At 65.4% G+C, this 20,101-nt stretch carries 19 protein-coding genes; 1 reads left to right on the top strand and 18 read right to left on the bottom strand.

The genetic code is table 11. The features are described 5' to 3' along the window. Positions 1 to 9: 9 nt before the first annotated feature. Both B9Y70_RS00900 and B9Y70_RS00895 read right to left on the bottom strand, forming a co-directional pair. Entirely contained in the window at positions 10 to 1,236 is a 1,227-nt protein-coding gene (locus tag B9Y70_RS00900; RefSeq protein WP_085548375.1) for a restriction endonuclease subunit S, read from the bottom strand. Next, positions 1,229 to 3,817, bottom strand: a complete 2,589-nt coding sequence (locus tag B9Y70_RS00895) for a type I restriction-modification system subunit M (protein ID WP_085548374.1) — start codon at positions 3,815 to 3,817, stop codon at positions 1,229 to 1,231. Before B9Y70_RS00895 ends, B9Y70_RS00900 begins: the two co-directional genes overlap by 8 nt. A 344-nt stretch (positions 3,818 to 4,161) precedes the next feature. Here B9Y70_RS00895 and B9Y70_RS00890 point away from each other — a divergent pair, with 344 nt between their 5' ends. Beyond that, the gene (locus tag B9Y70_RS00890; RefSeq protein WP_085548373.1) at positions 4,162 to 4,377 is read left to right on the top strand and encodes a hypothetical protein; all 216 of its coding nucleotides are present in this window, start codon (positions 4,162 to 4,164) and stop codon (positions 4,375 to 4,377) included. A gap of 356 nt (positions 4,378 to 4,733) precedes the next feature. On the opposite strand, the gene B9Y70_RS00885 is transcribed toward B9Y70_RS00890, so the two are convergent. From B9Y70_RS00885 to B9Y70_RS00810, 16 genes are all read right to left on the bottom strand, one after another. Then, entirely contained in the window at positions 4,734 to 4,976 is a 243-nt protein-coding gene (locus B9Y70_RS00885) for a hypothetical protein (RefSeq protein WP_085548372.1), read from the bottom strand. An 87-nt stretch (positions 4,977 to 5,063) separates the two neighbouring features. After that, complete coding sequence (locus B9Y70_RS00880) at positions 5,064 to 5,723, bottom strand: hypothetical protein (protein WP_085548371.1); 660 nt, start codon at positions 5,721 to 5,723, stop codon at positions 5,064 to 5,066. Then, positions 5,720 to 6,346, bottom strand: coding sequence for a ComEA family DNA-binding protein (locus tag B9Y70_RS00875; RefSeq protein WP_085548370.1), 627 nt, complete (start codon positions 6,344 to 6,346; stop codon positions 5,720 to 5,722). The genes B9Y70_RS00880 and B9Y70_RS00875 overlap by 4 nt, the downstream gene beginning before the upstream one ends. Before the next feature lie 79 nt (positions 6,347 to 6,425). Beyond that, the gene (locus B9Y70_RS00870; protein WP_085548369.1) at positions 6,426 to 7,241 is read right to left on the bottom strand and encodes a DegV family protein; all 816 of its coding nucleotides are present in this window, start codon (positions 7,239 to 7,241) and stop codon (positions 6,426 to 6,428) included. Then, positions 7,242 to 7,961, bottom strand: a complete 720-nt coding sequence (locus B9Y70_RS00865; RefSeq protein ID WP_085548368.1) for a histidine phosphatase family protein — start codon at positions 7,959 to 7,961, stop codon at positions 7,242 to 7,244. Positions 7,962 to 7,965: 4 nt separating this feature from the next. Further along, complete coding sequence (gene rsfS, locus B9Y70_RS00860; RefSeq protein WP_085548367.1) at positions 7,966 to 8,442, bottom strand: ribosome silencing factor; 477 nt, start codon at positions 8,440 to 8,442, stop codon at positions 7,966 to 7,968. Between the two features lie 112 nt (positions 8,443 to 8,554). Continuing rightward, complete coding sequence (gene nadD / locus B9Y70_RS00855) at positions 8,555 to 9,142, bottom strand: nicotinate-nucleotide adenylyltransferase (RefSeq protein ID WP_085548366.1); 588 nt, start codon at positions 9,140 to 9,142, stop codon at positions 8,555 to 8,557. Further along, positions 9,139 to 10,065, bottom strand: a complete 927-nt coding sequence (locus B9Y70_RS00850) for a hypothetical protein (RefSeq protein WP_143337434.1) — start codon at positions 10,063 to 10,065, stop codon at positions 9,139 to 9,141. Before B9Y70_RS00850 ends, nadD begins: the two co-directional genes overlap by 4 nt. A gap of 27 nt (positions 10,066 to 10,092) precedes the next feature. Further along, complete coding sequence (locus B9Y70_RS00845) at positions 10,093 to 11,370, bottom strand: glutamate-5-semialdehyde dehydrogenase (protein WP_085548364.1); 1,278 nt, start codon at positions 11,368 to 11,370, stop codon at positions 10,093 to 10,095. 23 nt (positions 11,371 to 11,393) lie between these two features. Beyond that, positions 11,394 to 12,314 carry a D-isomer specific 2-hydroxyacid dehydrogenase family protein gene (locus tag B9Y70_RS00840; protein WP_085548363.1) on the bottom strand — a complete coding sequence of 307 codons (921 nt, stop codon included), beginning with the start codon at positions 12,312 to 12,314 and terminating at the stop codon, positions 11,394 to 11,396. A 19-nt stretch (positions 12,315 to 12,333) separates the two neighbouring features. Beyond that, on the bottom strand, positions 12,334 to 13,242 hold the full coding sequence (locus B9Y70_RS00835; RefSeq protein WP_085548362.1) for a D-isomer specific 2-hydroxyacid dehydrogenase family protein: 909 nt from the start codon (positions 13,240 to 13,242) through the stop codon (positions 12,334 to 12,336). 2 nt (positions 13,243 to 13,244) lie between these two features. Then, positions 13,245 to 14,465 (bottom strand): glutamate 5-kinase, encoded by a 1,221-nt coding sequence (gene proB / locus B9Y70_RS00830; RefSeq protein WP_085548361.1) that lies wholly within the window; start codon positions 14,463 to 14,465, stop codon positions 13,245 to 13,247. A 145-nt stretch (positions 14,466 to 14,610) separates the two neighbouring features. After that, positions 14,611 to 16,128, bottom strand: coding sequence for a GTPase ObgE (obgE, locus tag B9Y70_RS00825; RefSeq protein WP_085548360.1), 1,518 nt, complete (start codon positions 16,126 to 16,128; stop codon positions 14,611 to 14,613). 107 nt (positions 16,129 to 16,235) lie between these two features. After that, a complete protein-coding gene (gene rpmA / locus B9Y70_RS00820; protein WP_085548359.1) occupies positions 16,236 to 16,508 on the bottom strand; it encodes a 50S ribosomal protein L27 in 273 nt (90 codons plus the stop codon). Positions 16,509 to 16,525: 17 nt separating this feature from the next. Further along, the gene (gene rplU, locus B9Y70_RS00815; protein ID WP_085548358.1) at positions 16,526 to 16,831 is read right to left on the bottom strand and encodes a 50S ribosomal protein L21; all 306 of its coding nucleotides are present in this window, start codon (positions 16,829 to 16,831) and stop codon (positions 16,526 to 16,528) included. Between the two features lie 180 nt (positions 16,832 to 17,011). After that, positions 17,012 to 19,933, bottom strand: coding sequence for a translation initiation factor IF-2 N-terminal domain-containing protein (locus B9Y70_RS00810; protein WP_240309075.1), 2,922 nt, complete (start codon positions 19,931 to 19,933; stop codon positions 17,012 to 17,014). Between the last annotated feature and the right edge of the window lie 168 nt (positions 19,934 to 20,101).

The raw sequence follows: 20,101 nt of genomic DNA, 5'->3' as shown, positions 1-20,101 counted from the left end.
CTGGTGTCCCTACACGAACATCTTCTGCAAGAGGGCAGATTTAGTGTGCTTGAGCTTCTCGATGAGCTGAGTCTCAGCGTTGATCAGGGTATTGAGTTTGGTGAATACCGCCCCGATGGCTTGTTGTTCTTCAAGAGTGGGTGGTAGTGCAATCTGCACAGCAGATAACTGGCTGCGGCTCACCCGCTGTCGTGTACCACCAGCCATAAGCGTGTTGATGTGGTTAAAGTAGCCAGGAGTGCTTAGATAAGTCACCACGAAGCTAGGGTCATGATCAGCCGTGACTCGGACGATAGCGCAATCCACAGCAGTAATCATGCGATAAGGCATTTTGGGGACAATACATGCTCGTCCGGCAGGGTCTGGAAGTCGGGAAATCAGAATGTCTCCAGGCAAAACTTCTTCGCAATGAAGACGGTCGAAAGTCTCCGACGAGATCCACCGCATATTGTCAGGCTTCGGTTCGAATCTCCCAACTCCGACATTACCAGTCTGAAGAAGTCGAACACCCTCAGTGCTTTGATCCTTTGACTCGATCCAATCACCATCAGTCAAGAGAGCGGTGGTTTGACTCAGAGGTGCAGATTCCCACGCCCCCTCAAAACCATCGAGACGAAGATCAGGCTCAGTTTGGCCGTCCTGTGGGAACATGCGTTGCATGAGTGCGGTCTTGGTGCGTTGCAACACACGGTGCTTGTCTGTGTGCTGGTCGATGACTGCATCAAGGTTAGTGAACAGCTCTGAAAGCGCGTGCTGTTCTCTCTTAGAGGGGTACTTAAGCTCCAGCTCTAGAAACTCCGGGAAACTGATGCTCTTGCCATCGCGGATACCATAAGTAACGAATTTCAGAAGGTAAATAAATCTTGGAGATGCGAAGCAAAAGCGCCAGAAAACATCATCCTGTTCCTCCTCATGTCGAGAGCGAAATACATGATAGGCGGGCGATGTAATACCGTCGTAGTAGGAGTGAGCAAAGCCACCTTGGAACGAACGTAAATGGACGACGAAGTCACCGATCTGAACACGCTTGTAACCAACTTCGTTATCCCGGTCATGATGAATTTTGTAGCCCATCATGCTGCGAGGAATCATACCCTTGTTTTGGGTGGCGGATAATACCGGAAGTTGCGGGTATCCACGGTCATCGATAGCAATAAAAATATTGCCGGCTTTGTCCTTAGTCCACTCCCCCTCGAAACCATCGAGACGTAGCTTGGGCACGTTGCAGTTACTCATGGCTGCCACCTCCCAACAGACCCTGCAAAGTAGCCACAGCCTGCATGTCAGTGTCAGAGCCGACAAGTCCGCCGAGAAGTCCGCTAAGCTCAGACTCCATCTGCTCAATCTCCACAGCAATGTCAGTCAGTGCTACAGCGTACTTATCGTGCAGCGCCTGGACGCGACGGTCCAGTTCACGCAGCGCATGAGCTGGCATGTCTGCTAGATCGCTCGTGAGAGCAGTGACCCACTTGGCAGTGAGCACCTGCTCGACCTGTGCGTCAGTCAACCCGTGGATCGTAGCTATTGTGTCGTCTTCGAGCTGCTGTTCTGCTTTCTTGAGCTGCCCCTTGACCTTGGTTTGTTGAGCAAGCAACCTCTTGGCTTCAATGAGGGCAGCCTCAGAGCTGCCTTCAGGCCACTGCGTATCGTCGGGGAGTTCCTTGACCGCCTTATTGACCTCCGTCTTCTTGAAGGCGTCCTGCTTGTCGTTCAGTTCCTTGCCCAGCTCGGTTTTGTTTTCTTCCGTCAGGCCCTCGATCAGCTGAGAAAGCTCACCAGCCACGGAGTCGACATCGCGGGTTAGTGCTGCAACCTCATGCTCAAGCTCAGGCAAGAACAACTGTTGTACTAAGGCAAACGGAGCGACACGGCCCTCCCAGCCCGTCTGGATATAGACCTTCTTCTTATCCTTGGTCTTCCATTCCATTACGGGGTCGACAACACGCACAGCATCACGCCCCTCGGTCTGGATGATGTCGAGGTCATTAGCAATGGTCGTCCAGTGGTCGTTCAGGATCTGGTAACCCCCGTAGACATCAACCAACGGTACAGGGGCAAGGCGGGCAAAAAGGTCAGACTTCAGCTGGTCTTCTGTGGTGTTGATAGGCACAGTCTCGGCACCATGCACCAACAGTCCAGTCAGTTTCTCAGGCAGGTCGGCCAACACCGCGTGGGTCTGCTCTTCCAGTGCTACAGAGGAAGCGTGGCCCGTGATAACAGTCTTGAGGTCTGTGTCGCGTAGCTGTGCATAACCGTTGTCCTGCTCATCAAAGAGCGCTTCACGCAGGCCCGGTAGCGCCTCCCAGTACTCAGAAAGTTCATCAATCTCGGACACCGGAATACCGCCGTGCATCGTGGCGTACAGATCCACCGGCTCTGGCGGCAGAGTCGCAGAGACGTAGCGGGGGATATTAAGGTTGAAGTCGTTGTCCCGGATCTCATCACGGGTGACCACGCGCGCGAAATGCTCGACATCGACACGATTATGGACAGTATCAACAATGCGCTGAATGTCACGAGCACGTAAGTGGTTATGCTTACCCTGCTTCACGAAGCCTTGGGAGGCGTCGATGAACAGCACGTCATCACGGTCGCGCTTTTGCTTCAACACCAGGATGGTGGTCGCAATACCCGTTCCGTAGAAGATATTGGCAGGCAGGCCAATGATGGTGTCGACGTGGTTGAACTCAACCAGCTTCTGCCTGATCTCAGCCTCAGAACCACCACGGAACAGCACGCCATGAGGCAACACGATGGTGAGGATGCCGTCTGGCTTGACGTGGAACAACTCATGCAGTAGGAACGCATAATCCGCCTTGGTTTTGGGTGCCAGGCCGAACCGTGCGAAGCGGGGGTCTGACTCATTGCCCTCTGGTTCCCAGTTTTGGGAGTATGGCGGATTCGAGACCACTGCATCAACGTAGAGCGGCTGGTAGGTCTGGACAGGGTCGCGCTCGTCAAACATCGGCCAGTCGTGCGCCAGACTGTCGCCACAGCGGGTGACGATATTGTCAGCCTTGATACCACGCATGACAAGGTTCATACGGGTCAAGTTGTAGGTGTTCTCCTTCAGCTCCTGAGCGAAGTACTTAATCCGGTCGGGATCACCCATGTGCTTGGCGACAGCCTGGCCAATGTTGAGCAGCAGCGAGCCGGAACCAGACGTCGGGTCGTAGATCTGGATCTCAGAGCGCCCCGCAAGATGGTCGGCGATGATGTGGCTCATCACCAACGAGACCTCATGCGGGGTGTAGAACTCGCCGGCCTTCTTGCCGGCGTTCGCGGCGAACTTCTCGATCAGATACTCGTAGATGTAGCCCAACACGTCATAGCCCTGTTTGCCATCGGTGGGGATATCGTTGATCAGCTCCAGGACCTTCTTAATGGCCTTGGTCTGCTCGGTAGCGTTGCTACCCAGCTTGGATAGACCCGTCTGTAGCGTGTCGAAGATGCCATCGAACACAGGTTTGCGCTCCGGCAGGATCAAACGCTCAAAGGCAGCCAATCCGTCACGTACATTAGCGACGTTGAAGTCGTTGCCCTTTTTCAGCCATGTGGAGTAGAGGTTCTCGTAGGCCATAAAATAGCCGAGGTTATAGCGTACGTAAGCAACAGTCTCTTGGTCATCCTCTGTGAGCACCTCAGGCAAATCCTCAGGCTCAGCGTCGGCGCTCAGCAGAAGCTGCTCCACCTGATCCGAGAGGAACTTATAGAAAATGAAGCCGAGAATGTAGTCCTTGTACTCGTTGGCTTCGATCTTGGAGCGCATCACATTGGCGGATTCCCAGATGCGGTTAGCTAGCTGCTGCTTGTCCATATGGGTCTTTCTTGGTCATAATCGGTCGATCTCGGACACGGTGCGACCAGGGGTCAGTGAAACCCTGGAATGCACAGTTCAGGTGTCCGAGATCCCTGTCCATCGCAACTAGCGTACCACAATTGTGATATTAGGGATTACGGACACTTTTGTTCGCAACCGAGGACGCAAGCGGTGGCCTGACCCGCCCCCACTTGGGCTAAATGTCGCTAAAACGAGGCTCACACGCTGAAAATTCATCCCACAGAAGGCAAAGTGGAATCACGGAGGTAAGGTAGAATATGTTCTGCTTGTGCTTCAATCAGAATCAACAAACAGCCGAATTCAGATGGAGGGAATAAGCCGTGCCTTTCAAAGTTGAGCTGCAGTACTCAGATGGCAGCTCTGATATTGAAGATGATGTTTTCGAGACAGAAGAAGCAGCATACGACTATGGACTTTACTTGTTGGGCTGCCACGAACTGGGTGCTGAGATTCTCCACGAGTCTAATCCCGGGGACTATCCGGCCCCAGATGATGTTGACGAACTAGAATTCAGGGTAATCAAGGTCGACGACTAAGGTGCGGACTTAGCGTTTCTCACTTCCTAGTGGTGGGGCATCTCGTGGAAGGTTACCTTCCGACCTGGGAGTTTGCGTCTTAATCAAAGCACCCAAAAATACCTTCCACCCGGCTAGCGGCACTCCAGGGTGCCTCTGTAGTCGTGAGCAGTATTCCCACAGGCGCACACCCGTGGGCCGGAGCTGCTAGAACAGGGAAACTTCACGATTTCTAGAAACTACAGCAGGACCGAGCGTAAACGTTTTGGCTCCGGTATCTGCCTTTCGTAGCTTAGGAAATGTCCGGTCTTAGTTAAACGCCGTACCGTATTAAGTACCGACATGGTTCCGAAACGAAGGCATCAACCTACTGCGAGCTAGATCAGACCGAGCATACGAAGACCCGCCTGCTCGGCCTCCAGTGTCTCTGAAGCGATTTCCCCCACCAGATCCCCTAGTGCCTGCTGCTGGTCAGCATCCAGGGCCTCCAGGTCCGCTGTCAGCGCCTGTACGATCCGCACCAGCGCAGCCTCGCTGCCAGAAAGCGTGCCATCCTCCGGGTCCCACTTGAGTGCCGGCGCCAGGAGCGGGTTGTCGTTAATGCGTTGGCGAACGTCCATGATTAGTACCTTTCGAGAAGTCAGTCTGCTGGCAGGGTGCGCTTCGGGGTGGTGTTGTCCCGCCAACTTAGTTAGCGTTACAGCAGTTCAGAGGACTCTGAGCCCTGTCTTTGAGACACCTTTGCTATCAACATTCACCCCGGACACCGCCGACAGGTGCGACAGCCCGGTGTCGATGTAGAGCTGCTTCTCCGCCTCCGACTGCGCGCCGACATCACCGAGCACCATGCCGGGGATGAGCCCGCGGGAGGACTCCCCCACGGTCGCGTCGACAGCCGCCCGCAGAGCGCCACGGACGGTGGCGGCCACGCGGCTCATGCCCTGCGGATCGCGCAGCACCGTGAGGTCGCCGTTGCCCACGAGCCCGCCCACCCCGGCCCGCCCGCTCCCGGACCATCCGGCCTCCACGAGCACCCGCGCCCCGGTGGGTGGGGCGTCCCCGGTGAAGACGGTGAGCGGGGTGGGGTGTCCGGGCAGCGCCACGCGCACATGCCCGGTGCCGGACGCGACCACGCGCCCGACCGCCTCCTCGGGTGCCGACCACCCGGCGGCGAGTCGACGCCGCCACCACACGAGGAACGCGGCCCCCGTTCCCAGCACCCCGGTGAGCACCGCCTGGCCTGGTTGCCGGAACCACAGCAGCGCCAGCGGGACGAGAAGGAGCGGGACGACGGGGACGTCAAGAAGCAGGGCCAGCGTCACCGCCCACACGACGAGGGCCCCGGGGACGAGGCGCAGTTCGCTCACAGGGTGACCTGGTCCCGCAGCCCCTCCAGTTTCGCGGGGCCGATCCCCTTGACCTGCAGCAGGTCCTCCACCGCCCCGAAGCCGCCGGCACTCTCCCGGTGGGCGACGATGGCGGCGGCCGTCGCCGGGCCGATGCCGGGCAGGGCGGTGAGCTCGGACGCGGAGGCGGAGTTGAGGGAGATGCCGGAGCCGGTGGCGTCTCCAGGATGGGACTCCCCCACCACGGGAACCACCAGTTGTTGGCCGTCCGTGAGTTTCTGGGCGAGGTTGAGGGCGAGCAGGTCGGCGTCGGGCAGCGGTTCCGTGGCCAGCAGGGCGTCGTGCACGCGGGAGCCGGGAGCGAGGGTGAGCAACCCGGGTTCGGTCACCGCCCCCACGACCGAGACCACCAGGTCGGCGGCGGGCGCTTCCGAGGTGCCCACCGCGGGCAGCTCCACGGCCACGGGCTCCGGCGACCGTGACTGCAGAGCCAGTACCCCGGCGACGAGAACGACGACGGTGAGCGCCGCCAGAACGGCGTGCCGGACGGTGACCTGAAGGCGAGGGGTGGGGTAGGCGACGTCGAGAAGCGACTCCTCCCCGGTCGGCCGGGTGAGGTCCTTGAGACGATCCAGCGGGCTCATGGACCCCACGCTAGAACCCGGCCCACCGCCGGGAAAGGGCACCGCCGCCAGCCTGTGGACAACGTCGGTGAAATGTCACCTAACTGGGGACAACATCCTCCGGATGCGACATGAACACCGCGGACACACCCACGGCCCCGACCCCGGTGTGCACCGCCAGGGTGGCCTCCATCGGCAGGGACATGAGGCTGGAGCCTGCGGGCAGCACCTCGTCGAGCATGCCCTCGAGGTGCGCGGCGGAGTCGGCGGCGTCGTTGTGCTGGATGGCGACGAAGACGGGTCGACCGTCGGCACGCTCGATGACGAGCTCCACGAGGCGGGTGAACGCCTTCTCCTGCGTGCGGGTCTTGCCCACCAGCTCCAGCCTGCCCCCGGCGATCGACATGATCGGCTTGGTGGCCAGCAGCGTCGCCGACAGGGCGGTACCGGTGGAGATGCGCCCGGACCTCCGGATGTCCTCGATGCCGTGCAGGTAGACCCAGGTGGCGGACCGACCCAACGTATCGACGGCGATGTCGTGGCACGTCTGCAGGTCAGCGCCCTCGGAGGCGAGTTTCGCGGCCGTCATCGCCGCCGCCCCGACGGCCATGCCGACGGAACCGGTCTCGATGACCCGCACCTGCTCCTCCGGGAAGATCGCCGCCGCCTGCACGGCCGCCGACCACGTGGAGGACAGCTCCTTCGCCAGGTGGAGGGCCAGCACGCCCTCATCGCCACCGCGCTCCAGCTGGCGGGCGTACGCCGCGACCAGCTCCAGGGAGGACAGGCCGGCCGTCGAGGCGCCGTCCCCCTCGCCGTCGGCCATGACGTGCAGGTCGACGACGGTGATCCCGAGCTCCTCGACGACGTCGGCGGGCAGCCCCGCGGACGAGTCGGTGACGATACGTACCGGCATCTATCCCATGTTCCATCCGTCGAGGTACCACTGGGCGTCGGCGACGGTCTCCCGGGTGAACACCGGGGCCCCCGTCTGGGTGCCGCCGTTGCCGGACTCGACACCGTGCGAGACGTCGTCCAGGGCGTCGCGGCTACCCGGCTGATACCGGGGGCGTGCCGTGAGCTCGGAGCGGCGGGTGTTCTTCAGACCCGACAACATCGGGTACATGCCCACCTCGAGGTCGAGGAGGCTGGAGGTCACCGCCGAGATCGTGCCGCCGTGGGCGACGATGAGCACGGCGTGACCGTCCCACTCGCCGTAGTCACGCATGAGCTCGTCAATGACGGGACGGGCGCGGCCGGCCACCTGCACGCGGGACTCGCCACCCGGCGGGGCCCACGTCGCGTCGTGACGCCACGCCGCGCGCGCACCCGGCAGCTCCTCATCCACCTCGGCGGAGGTGCGGGACTGCCACTCCCCCAGGTGCGTCTCACGCAGCCGCTCATCCCGCTCCACCTCGAGACCGAGCTGCTCGGCGATGATCCTCGCGGTGTCGAAGGCGCGGGACAGATCGGAGGAGATGATGCGGGTGATCGGTTCGTCGACCAGCGCCTGTCCGGCGCGCGCCGCCTGCTCCCGACCCAGATCCGACAGGTGGGTGTCCAGCTGTCCCTGCATACGACGGGTGGCGTTGTAGTCGGTCTGACCGTGGCGGATCAGAATCAGGCGGCGTGTCATGAGGTCAGTACTCCTCGTCGATGTCGCCCGGCGCCTCGGCGGCGAGCGGAATGTCGTCGATGGACTCCACGGAGCGGGTGTCCACGTCATCCTCGGTCCAGGACCCCGGGCGCTCCGGCGGCTCCAGACCCTCCACCTCGATGAGCGGGCAGTCGCGGTAGAGACGGTCCAGGCCGTAGAACTCGCGCTCCGCGTCACGCTGGACGTGGACCACCAGCCCGCCGTAGTCGAGCAGCACCCAGCGGTTCTCGCGGTTGCCCTCGCGGCGCTTCGGCTCGACGCCCGCCTTGGTGAGCTCATCCTCGACCTCTTCGACGATGGCGCCGACCTGGCGCTCGTTGTCCGCCGAGGCCACGACGAAGACATCGGTGATGGCCATGACGTCGGACACGTCGAAGACCGCGATGTTACGTGCCAGCTTCTCATCGGCGGCGAGAGCCGCGATGGTGGCCAGGCGGCGGGATTCGTCAGAAACAGTCACAGAGATCCTTCACAGAGTTGACGTTGATTCACGTTGATGCACAAAATCAGATATAAGTTTCCCACGGAGCGGGCACTTTTCCTAGTTTACGCACAGCAACGCCCGCCGGGCGTCAGTACAGATCATTCTTCGCGATGTACTGCACCACCCCGTCCGGCACCAGGTACCACACCGGGCGCCCCTCCGAGGCGCGCTGCCGGACGTCCGTGGAGGAGATCGCCATCGCCGGGACGTCGATGAGGTGGACCCGCTCCTGGTGCGCCTCCGGCAGCATCTCCTCCGTGAGCTCGTACCCGGGGCGCGTGACGCCGACGAACTCCGCCAGGTCGAACATCTTGTCCCAGTCCCGCCACGTGAGGATGGACTGCAGGGCGTCGGCACCCGTGATGAAGAACAGCTCGGCCCCCGGGTACTGCGCCCGCAGATCAGTGAGCGTATCGACGGTGTACGTGTCACCGCCGCGGTCGATGTCCACGCGGGAGACATGGAACCGCGGGTTCGACGCGGTGGCGATGACCGTCATGAGATAGCGGTCCTCCGCCGGGGAGACCTTCTTGTCGGCCTTCTGCCACGGCTGACCGGTGGGCACGAACACCACGCGGTCCAGTGCGAACCGGTCCGCCACCTCACTGGCGGCGACGAGGTGTCCGTGGTGGATCGGGTCGAAGGTGCCACCCATGACACCGATGCGCTCTATCATGGACGGGAAGTATATCCGGTGATCCAGCCCGCGAAGGTGTCTGAGACCTGTGCGTCGTACTCGGAGGCGCCGTTCTCCTCGATCTCGAGGAAGTAGTTGGCGTGGACACCGCCCTTGGTGGTCAGGGACCCCCCGATCGCGCTGGAGGTGACGTCACAGACGAAGTCGTCGGCCGCGCAGTAGTTGAGGCGCTGGATGTCCGCCTGCGTCGGCTGGACCGCCTGCGGGAGGCTGGACAGCAGTCCACCACCGCGGGTCGGCTGCCCGATGACCGTGGCGTCCCCCGGGGTGAGCAGCGGGTTGCCCAGATACAACGAGCCGATGAGCTGGCCCCGCTCCGCCAGAGCCTCCTCCTGGGGAGCGAGGACGAGCGCGCCCTGGGAGTAGCCGATGAGAATGTAGCCGGGCGCACACCCGGTCCGCTCCTCCCAGGCGTCGATGTAGCCCGGGGTGCCCCGCACGCCGGCCCGCAGGCTCTGGGCGAAGCCCACGGTGGCGTCGTACGCCATGAGGTGGGCGGGACGCTCCTTGACCGCCCCCACCGCGCGACGGGCGAACTCGCGATTGTCCACCTCCTCGTCCTTCTCCGTGAGCTGCGGGGACGGGAACTCGGCCGGGTACACGCTGGCGTCCAGCCCCAGCACGTACACGTCCTTCATCAGCGAGGTGCCGGTGTTCGCCCGGTGACGCTCCTCGGAGTACTGCAGGAAGGCGCGGATCGTGCGCTCCTCGTAACCGTTGGAGATCCAGGGTGCCTCCGCGGAGTAGCGGGTGGGTTCGAGAAACTCGTTCTGGTCACTGCCTCGGGCGGCGACGACCGCCACCGCGGGGCACTCCTGCGCACCCGCCTGTGCCTCCACCGACGGTGCGACGATGACCCCCGCCGCCACCGCGGCTGCCACGAGAAAGCGAAAAGACCACATAACTCGTGAGCATACCCTGAGGGGCTCCTAGGGGCGCGTCTGGCCGGTACCCTGCAGGATCCACTTCGTGGAGGTCAGCTCCGGCAGGGCCATGGGGCCGCGGGCGTGGAGCTTCTGGGTGGAGATGCCGATCTCCGCGCCCATGCCGTACTGCTCACCGTCGGTGAATGCGGTGGAGGCGTTGACCATGACGGCCGCGGCGTCGACCTCGTCGGCGAACTTCTGCGCGGTGGCGATGTTGCTCGTGGCGATGGCCTCGGTGTGGCCGGTGGTCCAGCGGGCGATGTGCCCGATGGCCCCCTCGACGCCGTCGACGACCTTGGCGGCGATGTCCATGGACAGGTACTCGTCGCCCCAGTCCGTGTCGTCCGCCTGGACGATGTCCTGCGCGCCGAAGGCCTCCAGCTCGGCGATCTCACCGTGGACGGTGACACCTGCCTCCTGGAGAGCCTCGATGATGCGCAGCTTGGCGGCGTCGTCGTGCGCGGCGTCGATAAGTACCGTCTCGGTGGCGTTGCACACCGAGCAGCGACGGGTCTTGCCGTTGAGCATCATGGCGATGCCCTGCTCGAGGTCGCCCTCGGCGTCGATGTAGAAGTGGCAGTTGCCGGTACCGGTCTCGATGGCCGGGACGGTGGCGTTGGTGACCACCGTCTCGATGAGGCGGGCACCGCCGCGCGGGATGACCACGTCGACGAGGCCGCGGGCGGTGATGAGGTCCTGGACGGAGTCATGGGTGTCACACGGCAGCAGCTGCACCGTCTCCCGCGGCAGACCGAAATCGGCGACGACGCCCTGCAGGATGTCGACGAGCTTGGCGTTGGAGTGCTTGGCGGTGCGCGAACCGCGCAGCAGCGGCACGTTGCCCGACTTCAGAGCCAGGCCGAAAGCGTCGACGGTGACGTTCGGGCGGGCCTCGTAGACCATGCCCATGACGCCCAGCGGGACGCGGATCTGGCGCATCTGGATGCCGTTGGGCATGACGCCGCCGGTGAGCACCTCACCCACCGGATCCTTGAGGCCGGCGACCTGGCGCAGGCCACCGGCGATGCCCTCGATGCGCGCGGCGTCGAGGGAGAGACGGTCGATGAGGGCCTCGGTCAGGCCCTCGGCGCGACCGGAATCGATGTCCTGCTGGTTCGCGGCGATGATGTCGTCGGTCTGCGCGATGAGGGCATCGGCGGCCGCGTGGAGGATGTCGTTCTTCTTCGCGGACGGCAGCTGCGCCAGAACCGGGGCGACAGCCTTGGCCGCACGGGCCTTGGTCAGGACTTCTTCACGTTCAATGGCGCGGGTGTCAGTCATGGGTATCGAGTGTAGCGAAACACTCAGTACCCTGCGTCGAGGTTGACCTCGTTCGGCATCCTCTCCCCCGCCTCGAAGGCGGCCGCATTCTCGACGACCAGACGCCCCGTCCGCTCCTGGATGATCGTGTACGTGTTCGCGGTGTGCGGCGTGATCATGCAGGTCTCGATGTCCCACAGGGGGTGGTCGTCGGGCAGGGGCTCAGGCTCGGTGACATCCAGCGCCGCACCCGCGATCGTGCCGTTCCGGAGCGCCTCGACGAGATCGTCGGTGTGCACCAGCGGGCCGCGGGCGACGTTGACGAGCACCGCGTTCGACCGCATCTTCCCGAACACGTCCCGGTTGATCATGTGGCGGGTCTCCGGCGTGAGCGGCGCGAGCACCACGACCACGTCCGCCTTGCCCCACACCCGGTCGACGTCGGCGATGGCATAGGACTCGTCGGCGCCGTCGACCATGCGCCCCGAGCGGGTGACGGCGATGATCCGCACCCCGAACACCGACAGCATCTCGATGAGCTTCACCGCGATGCGCCCGGCACCGATGATGGCCACCGTCTTGTTGTCGAACAACCACTGTTTCCGCTTATCGACGTCCCGCCGCACCGACCACTGCCCCGCCAGCGTGATCATCTTGTGCATGTGCATCTGCGCCAGCAGGATGGCGATCGTCGACTCGGCGACCGTGTCGTCGTACAGGCCCGAGGCACACGCCCAGCGCACCCCGCCGGGGCGGATGAGGCCGGCCTCGTGGAGGGCGTCGATACCGGCGAACGTGGCCTGCACGTAACGGATGTTCTCGGGCAGCGGATCCGGGAACTTGCCCGGACCGCCGTTGAACACGAGGAAGTCCGCGTCATGGACGTCCTCGACGAACGTGTGACCGGCGGCCTCGATCTCGGCGATGGCGTCCGGCCACTGCTGGGGCTGGAATGCGAACTTCATGTGCCCACGCTACCGAAACTCAGTAGCCGAGTGTGATGTCCACCTCAGTCGGCATCCGCTCGCCCGCCTCGAAGGCCGCGGCGTTGGCGATGACCTGAGGAGCGATCATCTGCTGCGCGATCCGGCCCGTCGCGGCGATGTGCGGGGTGATGGTGCAGTTCGGCAGCCGCCACAACGGGTGTCCGTCCGGCAGGGGCTCCGGGTCGGTGACGTCCATCGCGGCCCCGGCGATCTCCCCGTCCCGCAGGGCGGCGACGAGGTCGTCGGTGACGATGAGCTCACCACGCCCGACGTTGACCACCACGGCGGAACGCTTCATCCGGGCCAGCACGCCCGCGTCGACCATGCCGGAGGTCTCCTCGGTGAGCGGCGCGGCGAGGATGAAGGCGTCCGCCTCCTCCCACACGTGGCCGGCCTCCGACTGCGGGTACGTCTCGTCCGCGCCCTCCACGGGGCGACCGGAACGGTTGACCGCGATGACCTTCACCCCGAAGGGGCGGAGCATGGGGATGAGCGCGTCGGCGATGCCACCGGCACCGATGATGGCGACCGTGCCGCCGTCGATGAGCCAGCCCTGCGCGGCGTCGATCGGGCCGCGGGCGCTGAACGACGACGCCAACGTCGCGGTCTTGACGTGGTGGAGCTGCGACAGAAGCAGGGTCAGGGCGATCTCGGCGACGGGACGGCCGTAGACGCCCGCGGCGTTGGCCCAGCGGACGCCGGGGCGGATGACGCCGGCGTCGAGAAGCCGGTCGATCCCGGAGAACACGAACTGGACGAAGCCGACGCTCTCCGGCAGCGGATCCGGCAACGGGCCGCCGGTGTAGATGAGGAACTCCGCCTCCTCGAGGCCCACGGGCTCGTGGCCGGCGGCCGCGACCTCGGCGACGACCCCGGGCCACACGCCCGGGTGCATGCAGAACTTCATGTCTACAGGCGCGACGCGTAGTTCGACAGGTAGTCCGCGTGGACCACGGGGCGTCGCTGCCCCTCGGGAAGTTCATCGGTGTGCTTGCCCAGCATGCCCGTGAGCTGCTCGGAGTCGTACGCCACCTCGCCGCGGCCGACGACCTGGCCGTCCGGGCCGATGATGTCGACGATCTCCCCGGCGTGGAACTCACCCTCGACGGCGGTGATGCCCACCGCGAGCAGCGAGGTGCCGCCGGCGGTGACGGCCTTGACCGCGCCTTCATCGAGACGCAGGGTGCCGCCGGTGTCCGCGGAGTACAGCGCCCAGAATTTCCAGGCGGACAGGCGCCCCTCGCGCGGATGGAAGACGGTGCCCACCGAGGCGTCCTCGAGGGCGGGGCCGATGTTGTCGGCCGAGGTGAGCAGCACCGGCACGCCGCCACGGGAGGCGAGACGCGCGGCGGAGACCTTCGAGGCCATACCGCCGGTACCCACCAGGCCACCGTCACCGGCGACGACCCCCTTGAGGTCCTTGCCCGTGCGCACCTCGGAGATGAAACGCGCATCCGGCTCGGCCGGGTTACGGTCGTAGAGGCCGTCGACGTCCGACAGCAGCACCAGGGCATCAGCGCTGGTCAGGTGCGCCACGATGGCGGATAGGCGGTCGTTGTCGCCGAAGCGCATCTCGGAGGTGGCCACCGTGTCGTTCTCGTTGACGATCGGGATGGCACGCAGCTGGCGCAGGCGGTCGATGGTGCGCTGGGCGTTGCGGGCCCGGTCACGGCGGCCGGCGTCCGACGCGGTGAGCAGGACCTGACCGATGGTGCGGTGGTAACGGGCGAAGGAACGACCCCACTGGTGCGCGAGGTGCACCTGGCCCACGGCCGCCGCCGCCTGCTTCGTCGCCAGGTCCGTGGGGCGCTGGGTGAGACCGAGCGGGCCCATGCCCGCGGCCACGGCACCCGAGGACACCACGATGATGTCCGAGTTCACCATGCGGGCCTGCAGGGCGTCGACGATGTGGTTGATCTTGTTGGGGTCGACCGTGAAGTCGTCGTTCGTCAGGGACGAGGAACCGATCTTGACCACCACGCGCTTCGCCTGCGCGATGTGGGAACGCATCTCCGACTCGTGGCCGAACGCGGGACTCTGCTCCGGCGGTACGGCCGGACCCGGGAACTCGACGTCGTCGTCATGATTCCGGTACGGGGACAGGGGCAGTCCAGAAGGTCGCGTAGTCATGATTAATCAGCCTACCGAACTGCCCCGGCCCGGACCGCCCGGCCGGCGTCGGCAGGCGGCAAAGAAGGCCGCGAAGGCCTCCCCGCCTCGGCGGAAAGGGGGCTTCGAGGCACGTTCTGCCGCGCCACCCGGTTGCCCCGGTCCCCTAGCCCTCCCAGCGCTCGCGGGAGGCCTCCTCGCCGTCGCCGTAGTCGAACTCGTCGATGAGACCACGACGGGCCTGGGAGGCACGCTTGCGCTCCGCCGCCGAGGTGCGCTCGGTGGACATGAGGCGGGCGTCCTGGCCGCGGCCGGCCACCGTCGGGTCGACGCCGGAGCCGGTGAGCGGCTCCCACTCGAAGGAGATGTCGCCGATGGTGACCTGCGCGCCCTCGCGGGCCCCGGCCTTACGCAGCGCGTCCTCCACGCCGATCTTGTTGAGGCGGTCCGCCAGGTAGCCGATGGCCTCGTCGTTCTCGAAGTCGGTCTGGTTGATCCAGCGCTCGATCTTCGCGCCGCGCACGATGAACGCGCCCTCGAACTCCGGGTCCTCCTCGACGGTGAACTCCGGCTCGCCCTTGCGGCGCGCATCGACGGCCTGGGGGCGGATGATGGTGTGCTCGGTGTCGACGGCCACCTTCGGCCGGCGACGCCGGTCCTTCTTCACGATCTCCAGCAGCTGGTACTTCAGCGGCTCCAGGCCCTGGTGGGCGACGGCGGAGACGATGAACACCGGCCAGCCGAACTTCTCCTCCAGGTCCTCCTTGAGGAACTCCGCCAGCTCCAGCGCCTCCGGGACGTCGGCCTTGTTGAGCACGACGACGCGCGGGCGGTCCCGCAGGTCACCGAGGCCGAGGTCGCCGTCGAGAACCGACTCGTAGGCGGCGAGCTCCGCCTCGAGGGCCTCGATGTCGGAGATCGGGTCGCGGCCCGGGTCCATGGTGGCGGTGTCCACCACGTGCACGAGCACGGAGGTGCGCTCGATGTGGCGCAGGAAGTCCAGGCCCAGGCCCTTGCCCTCGGAGGCACCCGGGATGAGACCCGGGACGTCCGCCATGGTGAAGGACTCGTGGCCGACGTTGACGACGCCGAGGTTCGGGGCCAGCGTCGTGAAGGGGTAGTCGGCGATCTTCGGCTTCGCCGCCGACAGCACCGAGATGAGCGAGGACTTGCCCGCCGAGGGGAAGCCCACGAGGCCGACGTCCGCCATGGTCTTCAGCTCGAGGACGAGGTCGTGCTGCTCGCCCTCCTCTCCCTTGAGCGCGAAGCCCGGTGCCTTCCGACGGTGCGACGCCAGCGCCGCGTTACCCAGACCACCGACGCCACCCTCGGCGGCGATGAAGCGGGTCCCCGGGATGGTGAGGTCCGCGAGGAACTCCCCCGCCTCCGACATGACGACCGTGCCCACCGGCACCTCCAGCACGAGGTCCTCGCCGCGGGCGCCGTGGCGGTGGCGGCCGGCGCCGTTGGCACCACGCGGGGCCTTGAGGTGGGGGCGGAAGTGGAAGTCCATGAGCGTGTGCACCTGGGTGGACACCTCGAGGATGATGTCACCGCCGTGGCCGCCGTTACCGCCGTCCGGGCCGCCGAGCGGCTTGAACTTCTCGCGGTGGACGGACACGCAGCCGTGGCCGCCGTCGCCGGCGGACAGGTGCAGGACAACGCGGTCTACGAAGCGGGACATGGGGTCTCCTCCTGGAGGTGTGGTGTGTTCACCCAGAATAGTCGGGTGATGCGCGAAGCCCGCCGCTCCCTCACGGGATGCGACGGGCTCCAGGCTGTTGCGGGCGACTAGGCGTCGACGGTCACAGCCTCGTTCTCGACGATGTTGACCATGCGACGGTTGCGCTTGATGCCGAACTGGACGGCACCGGCCTTCAGGGCGAAGAGAGTGTCGTCGCCACCGCGACCGACGTTCTCGCCCGGGTGGAACTTGGTGCCGCGCTGGCGGACCAGGATCTCACCGGCCTTGACCTGCTGGCCACCGAAACGCTTCACGCCGAGGCGCTTGGCCTCGGAGTCGCGGCCGTTGCTGGAGCTGGATGCACCCTTCTTAGTTGCCATTGGTTACCCTCCTTGGCTTACTTGATACCGGTGACCTTGATGACCGTCAGCGGCTGACGGTGACCCTGGCGCTTCTTGTAGCCGGTCTTGTTCTTGTACTTGAGAATGTCGATCTTCGGGCCCTTGGTGTGCTCGACGATCTCCGCAGCGACGCTCACCTTGGCGAGGTCCTCGGACTTGGAGGTGACGTTGGCACCGTCGACGAGCAGAACCGGGGTGAGAGCCACGGACGCGCCCTGCTCACCCTCGATCTTCTCGACCTTGACGAGGTCGCCTTCGGCAACCTTGTACTGCTTGCCGCCGGTCTTGACGATCGCGTACATAGAGGGTTACCCCTTATCTAAACTCGGATCAGGCCCGCCGACCGCGCACCTGAATGGACGTATTTCATTTGCGTTCCGGGGCAGCAGCACGCCTGACCTGCTAAGATCTGGCGGCGCAATATCCCCAAAACAGCGACTGTCAAAGACTACCCCGTCAGGGGCGGAAAAGACAAACCACTGCTAGCGGCCACTTGTCCGGCGCGCCACGCGACGCCGCCCACGACCCCGCTTCTCGACGTCGCCCTGTTCCTGCTTCGCAGGCACCTCCGGCTTCTCGACGCCCGCCGTTGTCCGGCGCACCGCGCGACGGCGGCCCCGGGAGCGGGTCACCGTCGGCGCGCCCGAGGAGACCTCGGACGGCCGGTTGGAACGCGGCTTCTCCTCCTGCGGCTCCTGCGGTTCAGTCTGCTCCACCTGCTCCGGCGCGCGGCTGCGGGTGGCGCGCCGACGACGGCGACGGCCGCCCTCCTCCTGCTCCGGCTCCGGCTCGGGGCGCTCGGACACCTTGATCATCGTGTCCTCGGCCTGCGCGACGGGGCCGCTCGGGACGGATCCCGGGAAATCCTCGCGCTGCGGGCGACGGTCCGAGCGGGAGTTGCCGCGGGTCCGGCGACGACGACGCGGGGAGGCGTCGAACTCGGCGACGGCCTCCTGGAAGGACTTCTCCGGCACATAGTCGGCGCCCGTCGGCTCGTCCGGGTCCTCCTCGCCGGCGTGGTCGAGGGCGGCGGAGACGATCTCCTCGATCTCGGTGACGTCGGTGACGTCGGTGGCAGCCTCGCGTCCGCGGCTCGTGCCACGGCGCCCGCGGCGGGAACGGCGGCGTCGGGAAGCTCCCTCCCTGGCGTCGTCCTCGGTGACGACGACCGCGGCGGCGAGCTCCTCAATATCAGAGGTGTCGGAGGTTTCGGTGGTGTCGGTGCTCTCCTCCGTCTCCTCCTGCTTCTCCTCGCGGTGCATGGCGCGGGCCGCCGGGTGCTCCTGCGGCTTCTTGCGCGGCTTCTCGGGGATCTCGATGGGCTCCTCGACCGGATCCTCGTGGAGGATGAGGCCGCGGCCGCCGCAGTGCTCGCACTCGGTGGAGAAGGTCTCCAGCAGGCCGGTGCCCAGGCGCTTGCGGGTCATCTGGACGAGGCCGAGGGAGGTGACCTCGGAGACCTGGTGGCGCGTGCGGTCGCGGCCGAGGGCCTCCTTGAGGCGGCGCAGGACGAGCTCCTGGTTCTCGGGCAGGACCATGTCGATGAAGTCGACGACGATCATGCCGCCGAGGTCGCGCAGGCGCATCTGACGGACGATCTCCTCGGCCGCCTCCAGGTTGTTGCGGGTGACGGTCTCCTCGAGGTTGCCGCCGGAGCCGGTGAACTTGCCGGTGTTGACGTCGACGACGGTCATGGCCTCGGTGCGGTCGATGACCAGGGAGCCGCCGGAGGGCAGCCACACCTTGCGGTTGAGGGCCTTCTGCAGCTGCTCGTCGACGCGGAAGCGGGCGAAGGCGTCGACGCCCTCGTGCTCGGAGCGCTGGTACTTCTGCAGGCGGTCGAGCAGGTCGGGGGCGACGGACTTCACGTAGGCGTGGACGGTGTTCCAGGCGCGGTCGCCGTCGACGATGAGGGAGGTGAAGTCCTCGTTGAACAGGTCGCGGACGACCTTGACCAGCATGTCCGGCTCTTCGTACATGGTGACGGGCTTGGAGCCGCGGGAGTTGATCTCGGAGTCCGCGCGGGTCTGGATGTCCTCCCACAGGCGGTGCAGACGATCGACATCCGCCGCGATGGCCTCCTCCGAGACGTTCTCCGCGGCGGTGCGGATGATGGCGCCACCCTGCCCCGGCACGACCTTGGCCAGGATCTCCTTGAGACGCTTGCGCTCCGGCCCGGGCAGCTTGCGGGAGATGCCCGCGCTGCGCCCGCCCGGCACGTACACCAGGTAGCGGCCGGCCAGCGAGATCTGCGTGGTCAGGCGGGCACCCTTGTGCCCGACCGGGTCCTTGCTCACCTGGACGAGCACCTGGTCGCCGGACTTCAGTGCCTGCTCGATCTTGCGGCTGCGGCCACCCAGGCCGGCGGACTTCCAGTCGACCTCACCGGCGTAGAGGACGCCGTTGCGACCCTTGCCGATGTCGATGAACGCGGCCTCCATGCTCGGCAGCACGTTCTGGACGCGGCCCAGGTAGATGTTGCCGATCATCGAGGCCTGCGCCTCGCTGGTGACGAAGTGCTCGACGAGCAGATCGTCCTCCAGCACGCCGACCTGCGTCACCATGCCCGGATGATCGTGGCGCTGGCGCTCGCGCACCACCATGGTGCGGGCCACGGATTCGCGGCGCGCCAGGAACTCCGCCTGCGAGACGATGTGCTTCTTGCGACGCCCCTCCTCGCGCAGCTCCGCGCGACGGCGGCGCTGCGACTCCAGACGGGTCGAGCCCTTGAGGGCGACGGGCTCCTCGGGGAGATCGTCGTCATCCTCCGGCTCCTGCTTGTCGACGCCGCCTTCCTCGGCCTTCTCGGTCTCCTCGGCACCGCGACCGCGGCCTGCACCGCGGCGGCCGCGACGGCGACGTCGGAAAGCGGCGGGCTCCTCCTCGTCGTCCTCCTCCTCGGCGGGGGCCGGCGCGGGTGCGGAGGTGTCGGGGGCCATGAACAGCGGCACGAACTGGGCCGGTTCCTCGGACGGCTTCGGGGTGACCTCCGGGGTGACGTCCTCGAGGAGGTCCTCCTCCGGCTGCTCCTTGAGCAGTTCCGCGAGGTCCGCCTCGACCTTCTCCTCGATCTGGGAGATCTCGTTGGCGACGTTCTTACGCACCCGGGTGCGGATCTTCTCCTCGTCCTGTGCGGGCTCCTCCGGCGCGGGCTCCAGCGCGGCCTTGACCTTCTCCACCTCCTCGACGGTGAGGGTGGACTGGGCGACCTTCTTCAGGTCCATGCCCGCGAGGACCTCGATGATCTCCTTCGAGGTCCTGCCCAGCTCCTTGGCCAGGGCGTGGACGCGGACCTTCGAGGCGGCGGGCTCAGCGGTCTTCCGGGTGGCCCGGCGCCGCTTCTTCGGCGTCTCCGCCCCTGTCTGGCCGTCGTTGTGGTCGGTGGGTTCGGTGGAATCAGCCACGGGTGCTCCTGTAGTTGTGTTCGGCCGACTCCCCGGGCGCTGGCGAAAGAGGCTCGCCGCCGCCGCACAGGGGCCGACCGCAAAATTTCTCGGTCGTCTTCTGTATTCACTTGTGACTTCTGCGGGTACCGCATCGTGCGGCCCGCGTCCCATTGTGGCACACCACGG

The sequence above is a fragment of the Corynebacterium pollutisoli genome, from assembly GCF_900177745.1.
Taxonomy (GTDB): Bacteria; Actinomycetota; Actinomycetes; order Mycobacteriales; family Mycobacteriaceae; genus Corynebacterium; species Corynebacterium pollutisoli.
This window is presented reverse-complemented; position numbering and strand designations above follow the sequence as displayed.

Coding starts and splice junctions, on each gene's coding strand:
- B9Y70_RS00900 (WP_085548375.1), bottom strand. CDS start 1,236: ATGAGTAACTGCAACGTGCCCAAGCTACGTCTCGATGGTTTCGAGGGG.
- B9Y70_RS00895 (WP_085548374.1), bottom strand. CDS start 3,817: ATGGACAAGCAGCAGCTAGCTAACCGCATCTGGGAATCCGCCAATGTG.
- B9Y70_RS00885 (WP_085548372.1), bottom strand. CDS start 4,976: ATGGACGTTCGCCAACGCATTAACGACAACCCGCTCCTGGCGCCGGCA.
- B9Y70_RS00875 (WP_085548370.1), bottom strand. CDS start 6,346: ATGAGCCCGCTGGATCGTCTCAAGGACCTCACCCGGCCGACCGGGGAG.
- B9Y70_RS00870 (WP_085548369.1), bottom strand. CDS start 7,241: ATGCCGGTACGTATCGTCACCGACTCGTCCGCGGGGCTGCCCGCCGAC.
- B9Y70_RS00865 (WP_085548368.1), bottom strand. CDS start 7,961: ATGACACGCCGCCTGATTCTGATCCGCCACGGTCAGACCGACTACAAC.
- nadD (WP_085548366.1), bottom strand. CDS start 9,142: ATGATAGAGCGCATCGGTGTCATGGGTGGCACCTTCGACCCGATCCAC.
- B9Y70_RS00850 (WP_143337434.1), bottom strand. CDS start 10,065: ATGTGGTCTTTTCGCTTTCTCGTGGCAGCCGCGGTGGCGGCGGGGGTC.
- B9Y70_RS00845 (WP_085548364.1), bottom strand. CDS start 11,370: ATGACTGACACCCGCGCCATTGAACGTGAAGAAGTCCTGACCAAGGCC.
- B9Y70_RS00840 (WP_085548363.1), bottom strand. CDS start 12,314: ATGAAGTTCGCATTCCAGCCCCAGCAGTGGCCGGACGCCATCGCCGAG.
- B9Y70_RS00835 (WP_085548362.1), bottom strand. CDS start 13,242: ATGAAGTTCTGCATGCACCCGGGCGTGTGGCCCGGGGTCGTCGCCGAG.
- proB (WP_085548361.1), bottom strand. CDS start 14,465: ATGACTACGCGACCTTCTGGACTGCCCCTGTCCCCGTACCGGAATCAT.
- obgE (WP_085548360.1), bottom strand. CDS start 16,128: ATGTCCCGCTTCGTAGACCGCGTTGTCCTGCACCTGTCCGCCGGCGAC.
- rpmA (WP_085548359.1), bottom strand. CDS start 16,508: ATGGCAACTAAGAAGGGTGCATCCAGCTCCAGCAACGGCCGCGACTCC.
- rplU (WP_085548358.1), bottom strand. CDS start 16,831: ATGTACGCGATCGTCAAGACCGGCGGCAAGCAGTACAAGGTTGCCGAA.